The sequence below is a fragment of the Corynebacterium sp. MSK073 genome (assembly GCF_030232085.1).
Lineage (GTDB): Bacteria > Actinomycetota > Actinomycetes > Mycobacteriales > Mycobacteriaceae > Corynebacterium.
In genome coordinates, this window is sequence record NZ_JASPIY010000013.1 from 1 (window position 1) to 20,026 (window position 20,026).

General features: G+C 58.7%; 16 protein-coding genes and 1 pseudogene. 9 read left to right on the forward strand and 8 right to left on the reverse strand.

Going from position 1 to position 20,026, the window contains the following annotated elements:
* Both QP970_RS08995 and QP970_RS11705 read left to right on the forward strand, forming a co-directional pair.
* A partial coding sequence (locus QP970_RS08995; RefSeq protein WP_284869865.1) for a transposase occupies positions 1-314 on the forward strand: 314 nt, incomplete at its 5' end.
* Positions 298-1,535: pseudogene (locus QP970_RS11705) on the forward strand (IS3 family transposase). The gene QP970_RS08995 and the pseudogene QP970_RS11705, both read left to right, overlap by 17 nt.
* Before the next feature lie 312 nt (positions 1,536-1,847).
* Here the strand turns inward: QP970_RS11705 and QP970_RS09020 are convergent.
* The 4 genes from QP970_RS09020 to QP970_RS09035 are packed head-to-tail and all read right to left on the reverse strand — an operon-like array spanning position 1,848 to position 5,814.
* A complete protein-coding gene (locus QP970_RS09020) occupies positions 1,848-2,222 on the reverse strand; it encodes a hypothetical protein (RefSeq protein ID WP_005276566.1) in 375 nt (124 codons plus the stop codon).
* 56 nt (positions 2,223-2,278) lie between these two features.
* On the reverse strand, positions 2,279-3,028 hold the full coding sequence (locus tag QP970_RS09025; protein ID WP_284869867.1) for a succinate dehydrogenase/fumarate reductase iron-sulfur subunit: 750 nt from the start codon (positions 3,026-3,028) through the stop codon (positions 2,279-2,281).
* Positions 3,028-5,043, reverse strand: a complete 2,016-nt coding sequence (locus QP970_RS09030; protein WP_284771957.1) for a fumarate reductase/succinate dehydrogenase flavoprotein subunit — start codon at positions 5,041-5,043, stop codon at positions 3,028-3,030. Before QP970_RS09030 ends, QP970_RS09025 begins: the two co-directional genes overlap by 1 nt.
* A 15-nt stretch (positions 5,044-5,058) precedes the next feature.
* A complete protein-coding gene (locus QP970_RS09035; protein WP_284771958.1) occupies positions 5,059-5,814 on the reverse strand; it encodes a succinate dehydrogenase cytochrome b subunit in 756 nt (251 codons plus the stop codon).
* 372 nt (positions 5,815-6,186) lie between these two features.
* Here QP970_RS09035 and ramB point away from each other — a divergent pair, with 372 nt between their 5' ends.
* Positions 6,187-7,596: an acetate metabolism transcriptional regulator RamB gene (gene ramB, locus QP970_RS09040; RefSeq protein ID WP_284771959.1), complete on the forward strand. Its 1,410-nt coding sequence runs from the start codon at positions 6,187-6,189 to the stop codon at positions 7,594-7,596.
* Positions 7,597-7,688: 92 nt separating this feature from the next.
* Here the strand turns inward: ramB and lpdA are convergent, their stop codons facing one another.
* On the reverse strand, positions 7,689-9,101 hold the full coding sequence (gene lpdA, locus QP970_RS09045) for a dihydrolipoyl dehydrogenase (RefSeq protein WP_005276561.1): 1,413 nt from the start codon (positions 9,099-9,101) through the stop codon (positions 7,689-7,691).
* 658 nt (positions 9,102-9,759) lie between these two features.
* Here lpdA and QP970_RS09050 point away from each other — a divergent pair.
* The 6 genes from QP970_RS09050 (at position 9,760) to rfbA (ending at position 17,353) form a co-directional block, all read left to right on the forward strand.
* Positions 9,760-10,839, forward strand: coding sequence for an alpha/beta hydrolase (locus tag QP970_RS09050; protein ID WP_239268888.1), 1,080 nt, complete (start codon positions 9,760-9,762; stop codon positions 10,837-10,839).
* Between the two features lie 39 nt (positions 10,840-10,878).
* A complete protein-coding gene (locus tag QP970_RS09055; RefSeq protein WP_284869868.1) occupies positions 10,879-12,204 on the forward strand; it encodes a M1 family metallopeptidase in 1,326 nt (441 codons plus the stop codon).
* 163 nt (positions 12,205-12,367) lie between these two features.
* Positions 12,368-13,924: an HNH endonuclease signature motif containing protein gene (locus tag QP970_RS09060; RefSeq protein ID WP_284849724.1), complete on the forward strand. Its 1,557-nt coding sequence runs from the start codon at positions 12,368-12,370 to the stop codon at positions 13,922-13,924.
* 134 nt (positions 13,925-14,058) lie between these two features.
* Positions 14,059-15,063 (forward strand): dTDP-glucose 4,6-dehydratase, encoded by a 1,005-nt coding sequence (gene rfbB, locus QP970_RS09065; RefSeq protein WP_239268892.1) that lies wholly within the window; start codon positions 14,059-14,061, stop codon positions 15,061-15,063.
* A gap of 2 nt (positions 15,064-15,065) precedes the next feature.
* On the forward strand, positions 15,066-16,502 hold the full coding sequence (rfbD, locus tag QP970_RS09070) for a dTDP-4-dehydrorhamnose reductase (RefSeq protein ID WP_239268894.1): 1,437 nt from the start codon (positions 15,066-15,068) through the stop codon (positions 16,500-16,502).
* Between the two features lie 2 nt (positions 16,503-16,504).
* Positions 16,505-17,353, forward strand: coding sequence for a glucose-1-phosphate thymidylyltransferase RfbA (gene rfbA / locus QP970_RS09075; protein ID WP_239268896.1), 849 nt, complete (start codon positions 16,505-16,507; stop codon positions 17,351-17,353).
* Here the strand turns inward: rfbA and QP970_RS09080 are convergent.
* From QP970_RS09080 to QP970_RS09090, 3 genes are read right to left on the reverse strand one after another with little or no spacing between them, the layout of a single operon-like run.
* On the reverse strand, positions 17,350-17,964 hold the full coding sequence (locus QP970_RS09080) for an MBL fold metallo-hydrolase (protein ID WP_239268898.1): 615 nt from the start codon (positions 17,962-17,964) through the stop codon (positions 17,350-17,352). The genes rfbA and QP970_RS09080 overlap by 4 nt on opposite strands.
* On the reverse strand, positions 17,964-19,064 hold the full coding sequence (locus QP970_RS09085) for an S-(hydroxymethyl)mycothiol dehydrogenase (RefSeq protein WP_239268900.1): 1,101 nt from the start codon (positions 19,062-19,064) through the stop codon (positions 17,964-17,966). The genes QP970_RS09080 and QP970_RS09085 overlap by 1 nt, the downstream gene beginning before the upstream one ends.
* A 52-nt stretch (positions 19,065-19,116) precedes the next feature.
* Positions 19,117-19,935, reverse strand: a complete 819-nt coding sequence (locus QP970_RS09090) for a GDSL-type esterase/lipase family protein (protein ID WP_239268902.1) — start codon at positions 19,933-19,935, stop codon at positions 19,117-19,119.
* Positions 19,936-20,026 lie beyond the last annotated feature (91 nt).

Sequence of the window (20,026 nt, forward strand, 5' to 3'; positions counted from 1 at the left end):
TCGTGCCGTTTCTGCAGTTCCCGCCAACGGCCAGGCGAGTGCTCTACACCACCAACTCCATCGAATCGCTCAACGCCGAACTGCGTAAAGCTACCCGTAACCGGGGTCAATTCCCAAACGATACTGCCGCACTAAAGACACTGTGGCTGATGATCTGCAACATCGAAGACAAGCGCGCTGCCCAGCGAGCGAGGAAAGCAAAACGCGATATTGAATGCAACGGCTATATTGAAGGAGCGAAAGCAACTGAAGTGTCCCAGGTTTTGTTCCGTTTGAGTAGATGGGAAAATCTGGAATATGCCAAGAAAATTTGACCAGGATGCGAAGGATCGTGTGGTCCGTCTCGTGGAAGACCGCATCGTGGCGGAAAACATGTCGATGCAGGCCGCGTGCCAGGCAGTAGCTGCAAAGTTGGGGTTTCATGGCACACGGCTCGTCTATGGACTTAAGTCTGCTCGTCGTGCGGGAAACATCCCAGAACCTGTGCCTGAAGATTTGGCTGCCGAAAACGCGAGGCTACGCCGTGAAAATCACCAGCTTCGAGATACCAATGAGTTGCTGAAGGCTGCGTCAGCTTTTTCGCCTCACGACCAGGCCCCAAGCCTCGGTTATGATCCGGTTCATCGATAAATACCGCAATCATTTCTCTGTCGAGTTCATCTGCACTGGCGTTAAAAGAATAGCCGGGCTGGTGGGTTCATCACTTCGCGTGGTTATCGCCAGTCCAAAGCCCGTGGGCTAAGTGCTCGTCGCCTTCGTGATGCTGTTCTAGTTGAACGCATTGGTGCTGTTCATCGGGATAATTACGGTGTCTACGGCGTGCGGAAAATGTGGCATGCGCTTCACCGTGACGGAATCGACATCGGTCGTGAGCACGCTACCCGGCTGATGCGCCTGGCTGGTGTTTCTGGCAAAGGCAAAGGCGGATCACCTATCACAACCCGCACACCTCAACGTGCCGGATCTGCGCCCGGATTTAGTGGGGCGTGAGTTCAAAGCCCGGGGCCCGAATAAGCTGTGGGTGGCCGACATTACCTATGTGCGCACGAAGAAAGGCTTTGTGTATGCCGCGTTTGTCACTGACGTTTACTCCCGGCGGATCGTCGGATGGGCGTTATCAGATTCCATGCGCACTTCAGGCATTGCCGCTGCAAGCACTCAATCAAGCGATTGTGAGTGCGAGGGAAACAACAGGTCTCATTCACCATTCGGATCACGGCTTATAGTACGTCAGCGTTGTCTACAACGAGCGTCTCGCCCAGCACGGGATTGTCGCTTCTACTGGGACTGTCGGTGACTGAAATGACAATGCTTTGGCTGAAAACGTTAACGGCTCCTACAAGAATGAGCTCATCCATACTCGCAGGTGGGATGACGTTGTCGAAGTGGAAATCGCGACGTTCGAGTGGGTGTCATGGTGGAACGAGACAAGGCTCCACCAAAGCTTGGGATACCGAACCCCGGTCGAGGTCGAAACCGAGTTTTGGAAGCAGAACCCGCCACAGGCAATAATAGAAATCAAGGCACATGCCTAGGAACAAAACCCGGGGCACTTCAACATGATTGCCGCGGTCAAACAAGGTTTCACCGAATAAGCGTGCCGTGAATGCGACAAGGCCGATTGATTTCAGGACTTAAGAGGTCTTCCTGTGTGCTTTTATGTCCTAGCTGAAGGAACCGGCTGTTCCCGGCAGCAGCCCCTCCCCTAACGCGAGCAGATGCGGGGTGTGGGGTACTAAGGGGGCATCGCCAAGCGCCAGCTCCCCGTCAAAACAGGAACAGCCCCGCCTCCTGGCATGTTCTCAATGCTATTGGAGGCGGGGCTGGAGGTGTTTTAAGAGCGAATACTAGTTAACTCGGCCGGTTTCCTTGCGGTACTGGCGGTAGTAGCGGCGTCCATAGTGGATGGTGCCGGCGGCGGCGATGGCCACCACAACCAGGGAAATGACGCCGATGGCGATGGTCAGACCGTAGTTGCCTTCACCTGCGGTACCCAGCGGGGTGTCCCAGACGCCGAGGCCCCAGATGAGGATGCCGGCTGCTGGCAGGCAAGACAGGATCAAGCCCATGCCGACCCACGTGGAGGTGCGGAGAAGGGAAGAGTGAGGAGCTGCGAAGGATACCGGGTCGTAGCCTTCGATGTAGTTGTCCTGAATCTTGCCGGAGAACTCCGGATACGTTTCGCTCTGGTAGTCAGCAACTACGTGGGTGTTATCGCTCATGGCGGAGTCTTTCTGTCTTTCTCTCGTTCCTAGTATTCCTACGGAATAACTCTAGCTTAGTCGTCCTTGCCACGGAAAGCAGCACGTGCACGTTCGCGGGTAACGGCAGACACTGCGATCAGTGGGACGCCAGCCGGGCAGACATCGGCGCACTCACCGTAGAGGGAGCAGTGGCCGAAGTTGGATTCCAAATCAGCAACCATGTTGCGGGCACGGCTACCGCGCTCTTCCTTACCCAGCGGCATCATGGACAGGTGCACCAGCTTGGCACCGGTGAACAGGTGTGCCGCACCGTTCGGGCAGGCAGCAACGCAGGCACCGCAACCAATGCATGCTGCGTGGTCCAGCGAGTACTCGGCGGTCTCGTGGTTGATGTGCATGGTATCGGCATCCGGTGCGGTGCCGGCGTCCATGGATACGTAGCCGCCCTGCTCCATCACGTGGTCCAGTGCGGAGCGGTCAACCACCATGTCCTTGATGACGGGGTACGCAGCGGAGCGGAAGGGCTCCAGCTGAATGGTGTCGCCATCGTTGAAGTTGAACAGGCGCTGCTGGCAGGCAGGGGTGTTCTGGCCCGGGCCGTGTGGGCGACCGTTGACGGTCAAACCACAGGTACCGCAGATGCCCTCGCGGCAGTCAGAGGCGAAAGCGAACGGCTCTTCGCCGCGCTCAATGTAGCCTTCGTTGACGTGGTCCAATAGCTCCAGAATGGACATCTGCTCGGAGGCATCATCCACCTGGACGGTTTCGAATTTACCTTCCTGGGTGGGTCCGGCTTGACGCCAGATCTCAAGTGTCAATTTCATTACTTGTAGTTCCTTGTCATCAGCGGGATCGAGTCAAAGTACAGGGGTTCTGCGTGGCGGATGAACTCGTTCTTGTTCGCGCCCGGCTCCCAGGCGGAAACGAAGCACCAGTTCTCATCGTCACGCTCGGCTTCGCCTTCTTCAGAAAGGTGATCTTCGCGGAAGTGAGCGCCGCAAGACTCATCGCGGTCAAGGGCATCGATGCACATGAGCTCACCCAGGTCCAGGTAATCGGCAACGCGCAGGCCGTATTCCAGGACTTGGTTCATGTCATTCGCCTCACCAGGGATGCGGACGTTCTTCCAGAAGTCATCGCGCAGCGCGCGGATCTTCTCGATGGTGTCCTTCAGGTCATCGACGTTACGGGACACACCGCAGCCGAAGTACAGCAGGTCACCCAGCTGGCGGTGGTAGTGGGACGGACCGTGCGGGTCATCGCCCTGGACCTGCATCAGCTTATCGATGCGCTCCTGGGACTTCTGCACGGCTTCCTGTGCCTCAGCGGAATCCTCGGCCAGCTTGTCCTCGTTGAGGTGGTCAGCCAGGTAGTTCGGGATGGTAAACGGCAGGGTGAACCAGCCGTCAACGGAAGCCGAAAGCAGGGAGTTCGCGCCCAGGCGGTTAGCGCCGTGGTAGGTCCAAGAGCACTCACCGGCGGCAAAGAGGCCGTCAATAGAGGTCATCTCGTTGAAGTCGGTCCACAGGCCACCCATGGTGAAGTGGCAGGTAGGAGCGATGCGCATTGGGGTCTCGTAGGCGGACTCACCAATGGCCTCTTCATACATCTGAATGAGGTTGGAGTAACGCTCGCGGATCTTGTCCTTGCCCAGGCGCTCGATGGCGTCACGGAAGTCAAGGTAGACCGAGTTATTCAGCGGTCCAACGCCCAAGCCCTTGTTGATCTGCTGGGAAATTGCACGGGAGGCAACGTCACGGGGAACCAAGTTACCGAAGGCCGGGTAGCGGCGCTCCAAGAAGTAGTCGCGCTCTTCCTCCGGAATGCTGTTCGGGTCGCGGTCATCGCCCTCTTTCTTGGGGGACCAGATGCGGCCATCGTTACGCAGGGACTCCGACATCAAAATGGTCTTGGACTGCCAGTCGGAGTTGACTGGCAGGCCCGTTGGGTGGAACTGCACGAACGCCGGGGAAGCCAGGTAAGCGCCCTTGTCATAAGCGCGCATCATGGCGCTGGCGTTGGAGTTCTTTGCCAGGGTGGACATGTGGTAGACGTTGCCGTAACCACCGGTACCCAGGATGACGGCGTGGCCGGTGAAGGCCTTGAGCTCACCAGTAATCAGGTTGCGGGTGACAATGCCGCCCGCGCGCTTCTTGCCGTTGTCATCGTAGGTGATGATGTCCTGCATATCGTTGTGGGCAAAAAGCTCCACATTGCCCAGGCCGATCTGACGGTACAGTGCAGAGGTCGTGGACAGCTGCAGCTGCTGACCTGTTTGGCCACGGGTGTAGTAGGTACGGGAGACCTGCACACCACCGAAGGAACGGGTGGCCAGGGTGCCGCCGTACTCACGGGCGAACGGGGCGCCGATGGCGTTCATGTGGTCGATAACACGAACGGACTCGTTGGCCAGGCGCCAGCAGTCGGACTCGCGGCAGCGGTAGTCGCCACCCTTCACGGTGTCCTTGGTGTGGCGGTAAGCGGAGTCATTGTCCACCTTCTTGGCGCGGGAGGCGTTGACACCACCCTGCGCAGCAATGGAGTGCGCGCGGCGTGGGGAGTCGTGGTAGGTAAAGACCTTGACGCCGTAGCCCAATTCACCAAGGGCTGCCGCAGCAGCACCCGCGGACAAGCCGGTACCTACGACGAGGACCTCGAACTTGCGGCGGTTCAGTGGGGAGACCAAGTTCATGTGGTCAACGTGGTGAGACCACATATCCTTCATCGGCACACCGTGCGGTTCCTGGGATTCCAGGATATTACCAGCGGAGACGCCCTCAACGATGGACTTTGGGTGCGAGAAGTTGGGGTGTTCACGCTTGAGTTCAGTAGTAGTCATGGGTTCCTATCTCCTTTAGCTGACCAAGCCCAGGGCAACGGACAAAGGCATAACGATGTTGCCGATGCATACAACGGCCGGGATGATGTACGCCAAGACCAAGAAGGTCTGACGCCATTTTGCACCGGTGATACCCAGGTCAGATGCGGCAAGGCGGATGCCGTGGGTCAGGTGCAGGAAGAGGCAGCACATTGCCAGCACGTAGAAGATAGTGACCGGCCAACGGCTAAAGGTTTCGATCATATTGGCCTTGACAGAACCTTCAACGAAGGCCTCTGGGGCCACCGGCTGTACGCCCAAGGTGAGGTCCAGCAAGTGGAAGATGATGAAGAGCAGCAGCACTACACCGGTTACCAGCATGGACTTGGTGGCGAAGGAATCCAGGCCACCCATCAGGTTGGTGCGCTTGAACTTGCCGCGGGATGCCTTGGAGCGGGAAGCCAAGGTAAAGGCACCGTAGATGTGGGCAAGGATTGCCACGATCAGCACGATGCGGATGACCCACAGGGCAGAGCCGTGCGGCAGCAGCGGTTCACCCATAGAGCGCAAGAACTCGCCGTACTCATCCAGGGCAGGCTCACCGTTGTGTGCCGGCATGTACAGCTTCAGGTTGCCGGCCATGTGGCCGACCACGAAAAGCGCAAAGAGCAAACCGGTAACGGCCATGATGAGCTTCAGTACCCACGATGGCGTTCCGGGATTCTGACGAATTGGTTCATTAGTGATGTGTCCGTGAGCAATTGCCTCACGGTCCGGATTTTTTAAAGTCATGACACCTCCATAGTCATACTCACCTTAACCGGGCTTAACCGCTGGTTACTAGTTATTTTCGAGCGGTTATTTGCTCCCGGTTCGCAGGCACGATGAGGCGGTGAGATCTTTTAGGTAAGGGTATCCTGAGAAGCAGAATGCGAAAACGCTGTTACCTTGGGTACCTTCATTTCCGCAATGCAGATGTTTCATATTTGTGGACCAAACTGTGAGCTTCACCACCCCGTGTTACGTGAGTGATTAACCCACCCCTTTATGTGTCAAACTTTCGCATGAAACCCCACAAACCCTGTGTCCAGGTAGCGAAGAGTCTTCACAAAATTTTCGCCATAAAGATGCACAGCCGCGCTTTCTACTAGTAATCTTTGGCGCATGAGTAAGACGTATGTGGGCTCTCGCCTTCGCCAGCTTCGCCGTGAACGCGATCTCAGCCAAGCCTCCCTAGCTGGCACCCTCGGCCTTTCCGCCAGTTATGTCAACCAGATTGAACACGACGTCCGCCCCCTGACCGTGCCGGTACTGCTGCGCATTACCGAGGTCTTTGGCGTCGACGCCACGTTTTTCTCCCGCGATGATGATTCCCGCCTCCTCGCGGAGATCCAGGACGTCATCCAAGACAAGGAGCTCTGCCCCTCCCCCGTGGAGCTCCAGGAGCTATCGGAACTGGTGTATAACCACCCCACGGTCGCCCGCACGCTTGTCGATGTACACCGCCGCTACCGCAATGTACGCGATAAGCTGTCGCTGGCTACGGATACGAGGAGGACATCGGAAAGCGCCGCTGCCCTATCCATGCCGCACGATGAGGTGCGGGACTTCTTTTACGCCCGGCAGAATTACTTGGACGGGCTGGACCATCACGCAGAGGAGCTTGCCGGTGACCTCGGCGTTTCCGGGTTCGGCATTCGCGATACCGAGCAAGCGCTGGCAAACCGGCTGCGCGAGAAACACAGTGTAGATATCGAGCTGACGGCGCAGATGGATGGCACTCTGCACCGCTTTGACCGCGAGAGCGGGCAGTTCACGCTCGCCTCGCGCCTGAGCGAGGGCCAACGCGCCTTCCGCATGGCCGCCGAGCTCGGCCTGCTCGAGGCCCAGGACCAGATCTCCGTGCTCGTGGCCGATGAGCCCTTTACCTCTGATTCCTCCCGCAGCTTGGCAAAACGCGGCCTGGCCAGCTACTTCGCCGCCGCCACACTCATGCCCTATACCATGATGCACAGCGAGGCCGAGCGCGCCGGCTACGACGTGGAATACCTATGCCAGGTCTTCGGCGTGGGATACGAGACGGTCGCCTCCCGGCTTTCCACCCTGCAGCGCGATAACCTGCGCGGCATTCCGTTTACCTTCGTGCGCGTGGATCGCGCCGGCAATATGTCCAAGCGGCAATCCGCTACCGGCGTACATTTTTCCAATAACGGCGGCACCTGCCCGCTCTGGAATGTCTACGAGACCTTCACCCGTCCAGGTGTCATCTCGCGCCAGCTCGCGCAAATGCCCGATGGCCGCAACTACCTGTGGATTTCCCGCGCCGTGCAGCACCATCAGGGACGCTACGGCGATACCAATAAGCTCTTCGCCATTGGCTTGGGCTGCGAGGCCCGCCACGCCGATCGCACGGTCTATGCGGAGGGCCTCGACCTCACCAATCTCCACGCCGCCACCCCCATCGGGCCAGGGTGTCGCACCTGCGCCCGGGAAAACTGCTCGCAGCGCGCTTTCCCGCCCATCAACGAGGCAATCAATATCGATATCCACCGCTCGGCGGTCGCGCCTTACTAGCTGGGCTTTATCCGCACACAGCGAAACGGCACCGCGGTCCTCCTTTCTGGAGAACGCTGCGGTGCCGTTATGCGGTATAGGGGGACGCTTGTTTAGAGGTTGATCATGTGGCCGCTGATACCTTCGGCGGCTTCCTTCATGGCCTCAGACAAGGTCGGGTGGGTGTGTACGTTGCGGCCGATTTCCTCAGTGGTCAGGTCGAAACGCTGCGCCAAGGTCAACTCAGGCAAGAGCTCCGAAACATTGGAGCCCACCATGTGTCCGCCGATGAGCTCGCCGAACTCGCCGTCAGCAATAAGCTTCACAAAGCCGGCGGTCTCATTCAGGCCGGCTGCCTTACCGTTTGCGGAGAACGGGAAGGTAGCAACCTTGATGTCCTTATCCGGGAACTTCTCCTTGGCTGCCTCTTCGGTGTAACCGAAGGATGCAACCTGCGGGTTGCAGAAGGTAGCGCGCGGCATGTTGTTGTAGTCACCCAAGAGTTGGGTTTCTGCATCAGCAATGGTTTCTGCCGCTACAACGCCCTGCGCCTCTGCCACGTGGGCCAGCTGCAGCTTCGCGGTGACGTCACCGATGGCGTAAATGTGGTCAACGTTGGTGCGCATCCGGTCATCGATGTCGATGGCACCGCGCTCAGTCAGCTCAACGCCGGTGTTCTCAAGGCCAAAGCCCTCAACGCGCGGGGCAAAGCCGATGGAGATCATGGCGCGATCCACGGTCAAGGTGTCCTGCTTGGAGCCATCCTTGGATTCCACCTCAACGGTGACATCGTCGCCGTTGTCCTTTACAGAGGTGGTCTTGTAACCGGTCAGGAGCTTAACGCCGAGCTTCTTGTACTGCTTGGCAATCTCCTTGGATACGTCCTTGTCCTCGTTCGGCAGGACGCGGTCCATAAACTCCACGATGGTAACGTCCACACCGTAGTTGGCCAGCACGTAAGCAAACTCCATGCCGATCGCGCCGGCGCCCACGATGACCATGGACTTCGGTGCTTCCTCGTTCAGGATCTGCTCCTCATAGGAGACGATATTGCCGCCGAGCTCAACGCCAGGCAGGGACTTGACCACGGAGCCGGTGGCGATGATGCAGTCATCAAAGGTAACGGTCTTACCTTCGTCATCGCCCTCAGTAATCTCAATGGTCTTATCGTCCTTGAAGGAACCCAGACCGTTGATCTCGGTGATCTTGTTCTTCTTCATCAAGTAGTGAACGCCCTTGACGATGCCCGAAGAAACCTTGCGGGAGCGCTTGTGGGCTACACCGAAATCAAAGGAAACATCGCCGGAGATGCCAAAAGCCTTCGCCTCGTGGTTGAAGGTGTGGGCAACCTCTGCATTCTTCAGCAGCGACTTGGAGGGAATACAGCCTACGTTGAGGCAGACTCCGCCCCAGTACTGCTTTTCAATAACAGCGACTTTCTTTCCAAGCTGAGCTGCACGGATGGCGGCAACGTAGCCGCCAGGGCCCGCACCGAGTACTACTACGTCATAATGTTCGTTAGTCACGCCCTACAGGATACGTAACTTTGTCCTGAATGTCGCGTAATTGGTCACACTTGGGGGCACCCCACCCCAAGCCGCGGTGAGGATAGGGAAAGGGCCCTGCAAGGGGGCATCGGCAAGCAGCAGATACACCTCCGCAGGGCCCTTAAGCAATCTTGGACTTAAATCACGCCCAAGGATGCTAGCAGCTTGGAATATGCATCCATTGCAGAGTGGATGAATGGCCCAATGAATTCATTGAAGGACACGAGGGCGGAGTCAAAAAGGTTCATTGAAGTTCTTTCTCTTGATGGGGCGCGAGTAGACAATCTCGCTGCTTAGCTTTTCACACTAAAAGCACTAACGCAGCCGTTACTGATGTTATTACAGGTGTGTTATTACAGGTGCCAACCGCGTCACGCCGTGCTTCATTGGGAAATTATGACATAGAAACCTCAGTTGTCCCAGCGTTACTTATTATTGATAGCAGAAAAGGCAATGAAGGTATGCCTACCCCCACTATTCCCCCACATCAGTGAAAGTCTTTACCGCCAGGCGTTTATTGGGCACTATTAATGGTTAGGTCTACATGTAGGAATACTAAATATACTTCCCTCAACATGCCGATTTTTCGCGGCCGAAGTATAGTTATCGAGTCCACTCCCTACAGGAAAGAAGCACCATGAAGCGTCTCAATTCTGTCCTCGCGGCAGCTGCGGTTTGCACGGGCTTGGCTTATGCCCCCGTGGCAGGCGCGGCCGAGCTGACCCCGCAGCAGGTGGCGGGCGATGCCGCACAGTCCACGATTTCCCCGCTGGAGCCTACCCCGGAAATCGAGGGTAAGTCCTGGTACAAGAAGTACAAGGACGATGCGCGCGTTGAAAAGCTCGAGGCAACCTCACCGGCAATGAATGACCGGAAGATTCCGCTAGCCGTCATCCGCGCCAAGAGCGAAAACCGCCCAACCATTTACCTGCTCAATGGCGCAGGCGGGGCAGAACAAGACATGGATTGGCTGAAGCTTTCTGATGCCGTTGATTTCTACCACTCGAAGGACGTCAACGTCGTCGTCCCGCAGGCCGGCGCTTTCTCCTACTACACCGACTGGATCTCTGAGCCGAATTCGGGCTTCCTCAAGGGACCACAAAAGTGGGAGACCTTCTTGACCAAGGAGCTGCCGGGGGCCATCGAGAAGCACATCAATGCCGATAACCACCGCGCCATCGCGGGCATGTCCATGTCCGCCACCTCTTCCTTGCTGCTAGCTCAGCACAACCAGGGCTTCTACGATGCAGTGGGCTCATACGCCGGTTGTGCCGCTACCGCTTACCCGCTGGAGCGCCAGGCCGTAGAGCTGACCGTCAACCGCGGCGGCGGCAGCGTGGACCAGATGTGGGGCCCGTACGGCTCTGAGACCAACCGTTACAACGACGCCATGATGAACGCCGATAAGCTGCACGGTACCGAGCTATACATTTCTTCCGGTTCCGGCCTGGCAAGTGAAGAGGACACTTATAGCTACCTGCGCTCTATGGGTCTGGACCAAGAAGATGCCATCCGTGGGTCTTCTACCCTGCAGGTTGAGGGCGGCGGCATCGAAGCTGGGGTGAACTACTGCACCCACAACTTCAAGGCCAAGCTTGACCAGGCCGGAGTGCCAGCCACCTACAACTTCCGCAATACCGGAACCCACTCGTGGCCGCACTGGAAAGAGGATCTGAAGGATTCTTGGCCAGTATTCGAGCGGGCATTCAATAGCTAAATTTCGGCTGCGCGTGACGGGCGGTAGGATCGCAATATTATGACATTGCTTCCTACCGCCTTTTCGAGTGCGCATACTGATCCCTATACCGGCGTGGACTTCAACCTTGGTTTTGAAATCACCCACTACACGCTGGACTTGAACTACCGCGTGGAGCCTAACCTGCTGCAGGGTGAGGCCATTTTAAGCGTGCGCGCGGTGGAAGAGCTGACCTCCTTAACTTTGGACCTCGGCGGGGCGATGGTGGCCCGGCGCGTGACCGCCAAGCATGCCCCGCGGGTGGCTAAGTTCCGCCAATCTTCCGGGAAGCTGCGTCTGCGTTTTGCGTCCGAGATCTCTGCCGGTACCGAGTTTGAGCTGCACATTCGCTACGGCGGCAGCCCGCGCCCCATCCGCACCACCTGGGGCGAAATTGGGTGGGAGGAAACCGAATCCGGCTCATTGGTGGCCAGCCAGCCCAATGGCGCGCCCAGCTGGTTCCCGTGCGATGACACGCCTTCAGAAAAGGCTCCGTATGACATCATCATCACCGCCGATAGCCCCTTTACCGTCATTTCCAATGGCGAGTTGGTCTCCCGCAAGGCCGGCGGTTCCACCACCCGGTGGCACTACCGCACTCGCCACCCCATGGCCACGTACCTGGCAACGGTGCAGGTAGGAGAGTTTTCTTCTTATTCGCTGGGGCCTGATACCCAGGCGTGGGCCTCGGCGTTCTTGCGCGAGCGCGTGCGGGAGGAATTTTCCCAGCAGCAGGAGATGGTGGATTTCTTCTCCTCTATTTACGGGCCTTATCCCTTCCCCACCTATCAGGTCGTCATTACCGAGGATGAGCTGGAGATTCCCCTCGAGGCCCAAGGCCTGTCCATCTTTGGTTCCAACCATGTGAAGGGTGATCACGCCTTTGAGCGGCTCATCGCACACGAGCTGTCCCACCAATGGTTTGGCAATTCCGTTGGCCTTTCTGAGTGGAAGGATATTTGGCTCAATGAGGGTTTTGCCTGCTACAGCGAGTGGTTGTGGGGTGAGCACAAGGGCGGCGCATCCGCGCGCGAGGCGGCGCGCTCGCATTATCAGGTCCTGTCCCGCAAGCGCCAAGACATCAAGGTTTCTGATCCGGGCGCGCGCGATATGTTCGATGATCGCGTGTACAAGCGCGGGGCCCTCGCGGTACACGCCATTCACCGGCTGCTTGGCGATGCCTTCTTCCCCACCCTCTCCTTTTACCTCACCCAGCATCAGCACTCCGTGGTCGAGCCCTCCGATCTCCTCTCCGCCTTCCGTGAGGCTGCGCCGGACGCCGCTCTTTTCGATGCCACCGTTGCCGCATGGCTCGATGAAACAGCGTTGCCCAAGTTTCCGGATTAGTGGTTTTGGGCGCTGTTTGGTGGGGGGTTGCTTGCGTTTGGTTGCGGCTGGGCCCGTTTAAGTGGGGAATGTACAGTCTATTGACCAATTCCTTTCTTGCTGTTGCGCTGGCGTTTTATTGGATTACAATAGAACATGAAAGCGAAACAGGAAGGAGGGAACCATGGAAACTGCCAAGCACACGGAAATCAATACAGCCATTTCAGATGTGGCTGCGGGGCTTACGCGCCTGCGCAACCTTATGCAGAATCCGGACGATCTCTCCTTCGAGTTGCTCCACCCCAACTTCGAACATTTAGAGCGGGCGTTGGGCAATAAATCCACCATCGATGCCGCCTTTGCCTTCATTGCAGAGCGCGATGATGCCGGCAGGCGGGTCGGCTCCTCTAAGGCCAAGGATTACTTAGTCGCCCGCCTTGGCCTCACGGAATCTGAGGCCGCCGCCCGCCTGCGCAATGGCAAGAACCTCTTTGCTCCCATCGAGGATCCTGAACCTACTCCCCCGCCAGAGGATGACGAGGCAGACGCGGCGGCGCAAAAGAAAGCCGAGGAGGAAGCGCGCCGCCGCGCCGATCGTGAGCGCCGCGCGGAAGAACAGCGCCGCAAGAAGCTCTTCGAGGAAGACCCTATCCCAGAGCGCGTCCTCAACCTCATCGAACGGGAACTGCGCAACCTCAATAAGTTCGCGGTTCCTGGGCCATGGGAGCTGCGCAATAAGGCCCTGGAAGAGGCCAAGCGCCGCTCCTATGAATCCCTGCGGGATTGGCTGCGTCAGGCCATCCGCAAGGCGAATAAGCATGCCGTGGATCCCTCCGGGAAGCGCGATCCGCACGCGGCCACCCGCAAGCGCCGCTTCAGCATTTCTCACCAAGATGCGGACGGTGGCGTGCACATCTCCGGCTACCTCGATGCCTCTGCCGCCGCGGTCCTGGCCAGTGCCTTCGCCCCTGCCAAGAATAAGGGCAGCGAGAGCCTGAGCCCCGAAGACGATACGCGTACCTATGCCCAGCGCATGGCGGATCAGTTGACCGCGGCACTAGGCAGCTACTTATCCGCAGGCCAAAAGAAATCGGACGGCCTCGGATCCTTCTTCGTGGCCACTACCCTTGAAGAGCTACAAGCGATGAACAGCGATACTCGCTTCACCACGAGCGTGGGAATCGACCTATCCCCGCTCGATCTTCTCCGCTTGGGCGCTGCGCGGAACGACTTTTTCTGCGCCGTCGATGACAAAGGCTTCCCGCTCGAGCTCGGCCGCACCAAGCGCACCGCGTCGCTGTGGCAAAAGCTGGCGCTCGCCGCCAGTGAAATCGTGTGCACCCACCCAGACTGCAACCGGCCGTGGCAAGACTGCGATGTCCACCACCTGCAGGCGTGGTCCCACGGGGGAGCTACAGACCTCCAGAACCTCACTCTGCTCTGCCGCCGGCACCACGTGGACAATAACGATAACCGCGATGGCCGCAATGGCATGGGGCATGCGGAAAGAGACCCAGAAACGGGCCGGGTGGGTTACCGCTCAGCGCATACCGGAGGGCTTTCTCCTTCGGTGGAGCTCAATAACTCCCCCGCTGCAGAGCAAGCCCCGGCGCGCAAGCTCGCTAACCCGCCTGCTCAGCCTCATGAACCGGTGGATTCACCACCCAGTTCCCCGGCCTATTCGCCACACACTTCCGGGACGGATTCACCACCTAGTCCACCACCTCCCGGCGCAGCGTGAGCATGCCCTACTATCCACCCGCTACCGTGCCTTCAGGCCGTACGATCATGTCGTGCGGCCTAGAAGTGCGTGTACAAGCGTTTTGGGGCTGGCCACGCGCAGCGCTTGTACGGACTGCCCTACACTGGAGACTCATGCACACCATGCTCGTTACTGGCGGCGCCGGCTTCATCGGCGCCAATTTCGTGCGCCTCATGACCAAGGTGCGCCCAGATACCCGCATCACCGTCCTGGATAAGCTGACCTATGCCGGCAACCGGGATAACCTTGCGGGGCTCGATGTGGAATTAGTGGAGGGCGATATCGCGGATCCTACGGTGGTGAATCCGCTCGTCGCCAAGGCGGATATCGTCGTGCACTTCGCAGCCGAGTCCCATAATGATAATTCCCTGCGGGATCCCTCCCCGTTTATCCACACCAATGTGGTGGGTACCTATACCCTTCTAGAGGCCTGCCGGACATACGATGTCCGCTTTCACCACGTTTCCACCGATGAAGTCTTCGGGGACTTAGAAATTGGGGCGGATACCAAGTTCACGGAAGATACCGCATACGCGCCCTCCAGCCCCTATTCGGCCACCAAGGCGAGCTCCGATCACCTCGTGCGGGCATGGGTCCGATCCTTTGGCCTGCGCGCCACCCTTTCTAATTGCTCAAATAATTACGGGCCTTACCAACACATCGAAAAGTTCATCCCGCGCCAAATCACCAATATCCTCTCCGGGCATACCCCCAAGCTCTACGGCACGGGCGAGCAGGTTCGAGACTGGATCCACGTCGATGATCACAACGCGGCGGTGCTAAAAATCATCGAGGAAGGGCGGATCGGTGAAACGTATAATATCGGCGCTGACCAGCCGGACATCGATAATAAGCGCATCATCGAGATAATCTGCGAAATCATGGGACATACCCAGGGAGGTCGAGCCCTGTACGAGCACGTGGCGGACCGGCCCGGCCACGACCAGCGCTATGCCATGGACGCCTCCAAGCTACGCCGCGAATTAGAGTGGCAGCCCCGCTATACCGATATCCGGGCGGGTCTGGAAGATACCATCGCCTGGTATCGCGATAACGAAACGTGGTGGCGCTCCCAAAAGGATTCTGTAGAAGCCCGCTATAAAGAGCAAGGACAGTAATTATGCAGGTACACAACACCGCCATTGAAGGCCTACGCATCATCGAGCTGGACGTGCACGGGGATAACCGTGGCTGGTTCAAGGAAAACTGGCAGCGCGAAAAGCTTGGCGAGGCCGCGCCAGAGTTGGCTTCGTTCCAGCCGGTGCAAAACAATATTTCTTTTAACCGCACTGGTGCCACGCGCGGGCTGCACGCCGAGCCCTGGGACAAGCTCGTCTCCGTCGCGCACGGCAAGATCTTTGGCGCCTGGTGCGATCTCCGCGAAGGATCGGAAACCTTTGGGGAAATCGTCACCCATGAAGTGGGTCCGGAGACCGCCATATTTGTACCGCGCGGGGTTGCCAATGGCTTTCAAGCGCTCGAGGAAACTTCCTACTCCTACCTGGTCAACGAGCACTGGTCCCCCGAGGCGCGCTATACCGGAATCAACCTCGGCGCCGTGGAGTGGCCCCTCGAACCGCGTGAGGTATCAGAAAAGGATAAGCACCTGCCTGCGCTTGCCGACGTAGCCCCCATGCCTCCCCGCAAAATCCTCGTTACCGGTGCGAATGGCCAGCTCGGTAGGGCGCTGAAGCGGGTTCTTAAGAATGCCGAGTTCTGCACCCATGCGGAGTTCGACATCACCAATCCCCCGCAGCGCCAGTGGAAGCAATACGAGGCCATCATCAACTGCGCCGCCTACAACGACGTCAATGGCGCTGAGGACGATCGCGCCGCCGCCTGGGCCGTGAACGCCGACGCGCCGGCCAAGCTCGCCCGCATCGCTGCCGAAAACCAGCTGACCTTCGTGCACGTATCCAGCGACTACATTTTCGATGGTTCTAAGGAGCTGCATACCGAAGACGAGATTCCCTCGCCCCTTTCCGCCTACGGGGCGTCGAAGGCCGCGGGCGAAACCGCCGCGCAGACCGCACCGCAGCATTATGTCGTGCGCACCTCGTGGGTATTTGGCGATGGCCCAAACTTCATCGCCACCATGCGCCGCTTCGCCGAAGCCGATAAAGAGCCGAAGGTCATTCATGACCAGCGCGGGCGACCCACCTTTGCCGAGGATCTGGCGAAGGGCATCGCGCATCTCCTGCACACCCAGCCCGAGTACGGAATCTATAATATTTCCAATTCTGGCGATACCGTCGGGCGCGATGAAATGGCGATGTCCGTATTCATCGGCTTGGGCCATGACCCATCAGAGGTCACGCCGGTAAGCACCGAACAGTATCGGGAAATCGCTGGCCCCGAAGCACCACGGCCCAAAGAATCAACGCTTGCCCTAGACAAAATCGAGGCCACGGGCTTTTCCCCGCAGAATTGGCGGGCCGCACTCGCCTTGTACCTCGCGCTGTACCCTAGTGAGCCCAGCGATACTGGCAATACCAGCGAGCCCAGCGCCGCAGAAACCGCCAAAACCGCTGAGACCGCAGAGGCCAGCGAGGAGTAGCGATGAAAGGAATAATCCTTGCCGGTGGATCCGGAACGCGGCTTTATCCCATCACTAAGGGCATCTCTAAGCAGCTCATGCCCATTTATGACAAGCCGATGATCTACTACCCGTTGACCACGCTCATCCAAGCGGGCATTCGGGAGATCCTCATCATCACCACCCCAGAGGACGCTGGGGCCTTTCAGAGGCTCTTCGGGGATGGATCCCAACTCGGGTTGATGATCGATTACGCCGTCCAGCCCCGCCCAGAAGGGTTGGCGCAGGCCTTTTTGATTGGGGAGGATTTCATTGGTGATGACGGCGTTGCGCTGGTCCTCGGCGATAATATCTTCCACGGCTTCGGCGGGGAGCTAAGCCAGTGCCGCAATCCAGAGGGCGGCATCATCTTCGCCTATGAGGTATCGGATCCGCAGCGCTACGGAGTCGTGGAATTCGACCGAGCTGGTCAAGCACTGAGCATCGAAGAAAAGCCGGAGGAACCGCGGTCTAATCACGCCGTCGTCGGGCTGTATTTCTACGATAATTCGGTTATCGATATCGCTAAGTCCATCACGCCTAGCGATCGCGGGGAGCTCGAGATCACCTCCATTAACGAGGCCTACCTGCGCCGCGGCGCGCTGAGCGTGCAGCGCCTCCACCGCGGCAGCGTGTGGTTGGATACCGGCACCGTCGATTCCATGAGCGAGGCCGCCGCCTACGTAGAGGTGATGCAAAAAAGGACGGGCATCGTCATCGGTTCCCCCGAAGTGGCAGCCTATGAAGCCGGATTCATCTCGCAGGCGGAGCTGGAAGCGCTAGCCCAGCCCCTCCTCAAATCCGGCTACGGGGAGTACTTGCGCGATTATTAGTAGCCGCGCTCGATGTACTCGTCGATACGCGCCGCTTCCGCGCCCACCGTCGTGGCATCGCCGTGTCCCGGCAAGACCTTCGTGTCATCCGGCAGGTTGAATACGACGTTGCGCAGGGATTCGATGATGACATCGAAGTCCGAGTACTTGCGCCCCGTCGCGCCAGGGCCGCCGTTGAACAGGGTATCGCCAGACAGCAGGGTGCCATCGACGTAGAGGACAACGCAGCCCGGCGAGTGGCCCGGTGTGTGGTAGACAGTGATCTTCTCACCGTTGATGTCGAACTGGCCGTTATCGGCTAGGTCGATGTAGTGGGCATCGCCATTCGCCTCTCGCCAGAGCATGTCATCGTCCGGATGCATGTAGACATCCGTGTCGAAGCGCTTCGCCGCCTCCGGCGCGAGCTCGCAGTGATCGTTGTGGCCGTGGGTCAAGATGATGCCCTCAACCTTGCGATCGCCCACCAGCTCTGCCACGGCATCGAGGTCGTGGGAAGGGTCGACGATGTAGACGCTGGAGGCATCGCCAAGCACGTAGACGTTATTGTCCACGTCCCATTCGCCGCCATCCAAGCGGAACTTGCCAGAAGTTACTGTGCTTTCAATCTGCATTAAAATTCCACCACCGAACGTAGTACCTTGCCGTCCTTCATAGTTTGGAAGGAAGACTCGACATCGTCAAGCGCGATGCGCTCAGAAACGAACTTATCCAGCGGGAAGTTGCCGGCCTTGTGCAGGGCAACGTATGCGGGGAAGTCGCGCTCCGGCAAGCAGTCGCCGTACCAAGCCGGCTTGATGGAACCGCCGCGGCCGTAGAGATCGATGGCCGGGATGTCCACGTGATCGGTCAGGTTAGGCACGCCCACCATCACCATGCGGCCGGCATGATCGCGGGAGTAGAAGGCCTGGCGCCACGTCGGCTGGATGCCCACCGCGTCGATGGAAACATCCGTGCCGAAGCCGCCGGTGAGATCGCGCACCGCATCGATGACCTCCTGCTCCGACATGCCCTTCGAGCAAATGGTGTCGGTGGCGCCGAACTCGCGCGCGGTCTCCAGCTTGGACTCGTCGATGTCTACGGCGATGATCTTCGCCGCGCCCGCCAGCTTCGCACCGGCAATCGCTGCCACGCCAACGCCGCCGCAGCCGAAGATGGCCACGGACTCGCCCAGCTGGATATCGCCGGTATTAACGGAAGCACCGAGGCCAGCCATGATGCCGCAGCCCAGCAGGCCAGCAGCGGCAGGATCCATCTCATCAACCTTGGTGCACTGGCCCTCGTGGACCAGGGTCTTCTCCGCGAAGGAACCGATGCCCAGCGCAGGCGTGAGCTCGGTGCCGGCGTCCGGATCATCGTCTGCGAGTGTCATGCGAGCGGACGCGTTGTGGGTATTGAAGCAGTACTTGGGCTCACCCTTCTTGCAAGCGCGGCACTCGCCGCACACCGCGCGCCAGTTCAGGACGACGAAATCGCCCTCCTCCACGTGGGTGACCGCAGAACCTACGGTCTCCACCACGCCTGCCGCCTCGTGGCCCAGCAGGAAGGGGAAGGCATCCTCGATGTCACCATCGCGGTAGGCCAAGTCGGTGTGGCATACACCGCAAGCCTGCACCCGCACGATGACGTCATTGGGGCCGGGATCGGGAACGACGATATTTACGGTCTCAACTTCCGCACCCTTAGAGCGGGCAATAACAGCTTTTACAGTCATGTCCACAACCATACCTACATTTTCAATATGTCCGCGGTAATGAAAATGGTTGCTAGGAAGCCGCAATCACATTGGCCGCATGCTCGTGGCCACGCTGGTTCATATGGATGGGCAGGTTACCCGCACCCGCCGTAAAGTCCACCAGACCTGCCCACATGCGGTCATTCGCATTGGCACACATGCCGTTATTACGGGTCGATGGCTTCATATCCAGGAACTGCACGCCCGTGCGTGCCGCCAGATCAACCTGCATCCACTGCGCCTTATTCTCGTAGTCTTGAACCATGGGCAGGAAGGTCGAATCCAGCGGCGTCGGGCCAACGTGAACGAGGCAGTAGTGCGGACCCGATCCGATGGTGGGGTAGCCCACGATCTGGATGCGGGCATTCGGCGCGGCGTGCTTAATCCGCTCAACCTGCGGGGCGGTGCGATCCGTAAATTCCCGGCGGATCTGATCCATGTTCAGATCGCGGTGGTTATAGGTGTCGTTGAAGCCGGTAGTAATCAACACGCGCGCCGTATCTGGGGTCAGCGCGCCAGATCCGATGGCGGCATCAACCTGCTGCCAGATCTGCGGGCCATTGGACATCGACACCGCACCAGAGCAGGAGAAATCGCGCACCGGCAGGCCCATCTTGGCGCCAGCCCGCTTCGCATAGTTGAAGGAGGTGGGGCAGTTTTCCCCGATGACCCGCGTTGGATTGAAGCGGTCCTTCAAGTATTCTCCGCCGTTCGGATCCGCCATGACCGAGTCACCGAAGGAAACGAGATTGCGCTCCGCCGCGCTAGCCTGCGGCGCCGCTACCGCCACGCCCACCACCGCGATCGCGGAAGCGACGACCGAAAATGCCTTGAGTTTTAGGGATTTCATTGAGGGACCTTTTCTTCAAACCTTGTAACTTAAGTGTAGATTAGTCACTCCAGTAACATTTTTCGAGTTAGAAGCAACATCATCTTTCCTT

Excerpts from the sequence above, each read along its gene's own strand:
- ramB (WP_284771959.1), top strand. The coding sequence starts at position 6,187 with ATGAGTAAGACGTATGTGGGCTCTCGCCTTCGCCAGCTTCGCCGTGAA.
- rfbA (WP_239268896.1), top strand. The coding sequence starts at position 16,505 with ATGAAAGGAATAATCCTTGCCGGTGGATCCGGAACGCGGCTTTATCCC.
- QP970_RS09030 (WP_284771957.1), bottom strand. The coding sequence starts at position 5,043 with ATGACTACTACTGAACTCAAGCGTGAACACCCCAACTTCTCGCACCCA.
- rfbB (WP_239268892.1), top strand. The coding sequence starts at position 14,059 with ATGCACACCATGCTCGTTACTGGCGGCGCCGGCTTCATCGGCGCCAAT.
- QP970_RS09050 (WP_239268888.1), top strand. The coding sequence starts at position 9,760 with ATGAAGCGTCTCAATTCTGTCCTCGCGGCAGCTGCGGTTTGCACGGGC.
- QP970_RS09025 (WP_284869867.1), bottom strand. The coding sequence starts at position 3,028 with ATGAAATTGACACTTGAGATCTGGCGTCAAGCCGGACCCACCCAGGAA.
- QP970_RS09055 (WP_284869868.1), top strand. The coding sequence starts at position 10,879 with ATGACATTGCTTCCTACCGCCTTTTCGAGTGCGCATACTGATCCCTAT.
- QP970_RS09020 (WP_005276566.1), bottom strand. The coding sequence starts at position 2,222 with ATGAGCGATAACACCCACGTAGTTGCTGACTACCAGAGCGAAACGTAT.
- rfbD (WP_239268894.1), top strand. The coding sequence starts at position 15,066 with ATGCAGGTACACAACACCGCCATTGAAGGCCTACGCATCATCGAGCTG.
- QP970_RS09060 (WP_284849724.1), top strand. The coding sequence starts at position 12,368 with ATGGAAACTGCCAAGCACACGGAAATCAATACAGCCATTTCAGATGTG.
- QP970_RS09035 (WP_284771958.1), bottom strand. The coding sequence starts at position 5,814 with ATGACTTTAAAAAATCCGGACCGTGAGGCAATTGCTCACGGACACATC.
- QP970_RS09085 (WP_239268900.1), bottom strand. The coding sequence starts at position 19,064 with ATGACTGTAAAAGCTGTTATTGCCCGCTCTAAGGGTGCGGAAGTTGAG.
- QP970_RS09080 (WP_239268898.1), bottom strand. The coding sequence starts at position 17,964 with ATGCAGATTGAAAGCACAGTAACTTCTGGCAAGTTCCGCTTGGATGGC.
- QP970_RS09090 (WP_239268902.1), bottom strand. The coding sequence starts at position 19,935 with ATGAAATCCCTAAAACTCAAGGCATTTTCGGTCGTCGCTTCCGCGATC.